Source organism: Nonomuraea sp. KM88, assembly GCF_052245635.1.
Lineage (GTDB): Bacteria > Actinomycetota > Actinomycetes > Streptosporangiales > Streptosporangiaceae > Nonomuraea.
Window position 1 is genome coordinate 1 of the sequence record NZ_JBQQCC010000061.1, and the last position, 1,790, is coordinate 1,790.

The 1,790-nt window shown below is 67.4% G+C and carries 1 protein-coding gene; it reads right to left on the minus strand.

The features are described from left to right. Window positions 1-33: 33 nt before the first annotated feature. Entirely contained in the window at window positions 34-1,695 is a 1,662-nt protein-coding gene (locus tag ACTWPV_RS49640) for an IS1182 family transposase (protein ID WP_347780624.1), read from the minus strand. Between the last annotated feature and the right edge of the window lie 95 nt (window positions 1,696-1,790).

A 1,790-nucleotide genomic window follows, 5' to 3' on the forward strand; every position in this document is an offset into this window, starting at 1 on the left:
CCTGAAGGACTCTGTTGGCCGATTGGGTTGGGTTCATGCCGCCAGGCCAAGGCTGGCTCCGAGTCGCTCCAGGTGAGAGTTGCGGGTGCCGCGGATAGGAGTGCCGGTCCACCAGGCATCCAGGCGGATGAGGTTGATCGCGGTGGCGGTCAGTAGGTGCGCGAGCCTGGTTTTGGGTAATCCCCGGTAGCGGGTCCGGCGGATGGCTCCTGTCCGGACGGCTTGGGAGATCGTGCCCTCGGCTCCGGCTCGGACCGCGTGGCGGGCCTTCCACGCGTCGGTTTCCTGCTCACGACGGCGCTGGTCGAGGATCTGCTGCTGGGCAGCGGGCAGCAGGGTCAGACTCCGCCCGTAGCGGTGACCGTCGGCTTTGGTGCAGGCAGCCCGGAACGGGCAGGGAGCGCAGTCGGTGATGGAGAAATGCACCCGGGTGATCGGTGTCCCGTTGGGTTTGCGCTGATCGGACCAGGAGACACTGGTCGCACCGCCCGGGCAGGTTGCCGTGCGCGCCTTCCAGTCGATGGTGAAGGCCTCCTGGCCGAGCCCGTCCTTGCCCGTAGTGTGGGTATCGAGCCCGACCGGTCCCAGCAGGTCGATCGCATGCTCTTCGCGGGCGGTCAAGATCAGCGTGGCGCTGATGTAGCCCGCGTCCACAGCATGCATGTCCGGGCGCAGTCCGCGCCGGGTCAGATCGGTGTGGATCTGCTCGGTGACCTCGCTGTCGGCGACGGTGGCATCGGTGGTCTGAACGCCGGTGAGCAGGTGCGGAGCGTCGGGCTCGCAAGTCTCGCTCAGATGGACCTTGTAGCCGCACCAGCCCGCACCGCGCTTGAGGCCGTAGTGGGCATCCGGGTCGTACGGCGAGGACAGCCGTCGTCTGGCCGGCGGGAGATCCCTGCCCTCCCGCCAGCGCACCCCCTTCTCCTCGCGGTGGTACTGCTGAATCCAGGCGATACGCAGCGTCTGCACAGCGGGCAATTGCCGCAGCCAGGCCGGCGCATCGCGGTGATGCACCGCCTCCAGCAAGGTGAACCCGTCGGCTCCGACGGTCAACGCCCAGCGCTGACGTGCATCCTCCCCCTTGGGGAAGCGGTAGTTGTCCACCCGGCTGCCGTAACGCTCGATCCACTCGCCGGTGATGATCGAGGCCAGCCAGTCCGGAGCGGCCACGGCCAGTGCCTCCAACGCCGACCGCAACGTCTCACCGACGAACTCCATCCGGTTCAGCGTGCGCACCGCCGCGATGACATGCGTGGAGTCGGTACGCTGCCGCCCGCCCGCGCGCAGCAGGCCCAGCCGCGCGCAGTGGTCCAACAGCGCCTGGAAGATCTCTTCCTCCAGCTCATGGCTGATCAACCGGTCCCGGAACTCGCTCAGCACTGAGAAGTCGAACCCTGGGTCGGTCAACTCCAGAGCCAGGGCATATTTCCAGTCGATCCGGCCTCGCACCGCCTCGGCGGCCTGGCGATCGGACAGCCCTTCGGCGAACTGCAACACCGACACCAGCGCGAGTTCCCCCGGTGACAAGCCCGGCCCACCACGCGTGGGAAACGCTTGGGCGAATTGCTCGTCGGTGAAGACCTGACCGAGCGCATCACGCAACCGCATGGCCAGGCAGCCCTTGGGAAAGGCCGCTCGTGCGATCCGGACGGTTTCCTCGGGAACGTCGCGAGCGGGCTGGGGACGCAGAGACATGACGGAACTCCTCCATGTTCTCGCGGCCCGGTGTTCCCAGCCTCCCTCCCGAACTGGGGATCATCAACCGGAATCGGCCAACAGAGTCCTGAAGG

What these genes read in the sequence shown, in the direction of transcription:
- ACTWPV_RS49640 (WP_347780624.1), bottom strand. Translation starts at nt 1,695, where the DNA reads ATGTCTCTGCGTCCCCAGCCCGCTCGCGACGTTCCCGAGGAAACCGTC.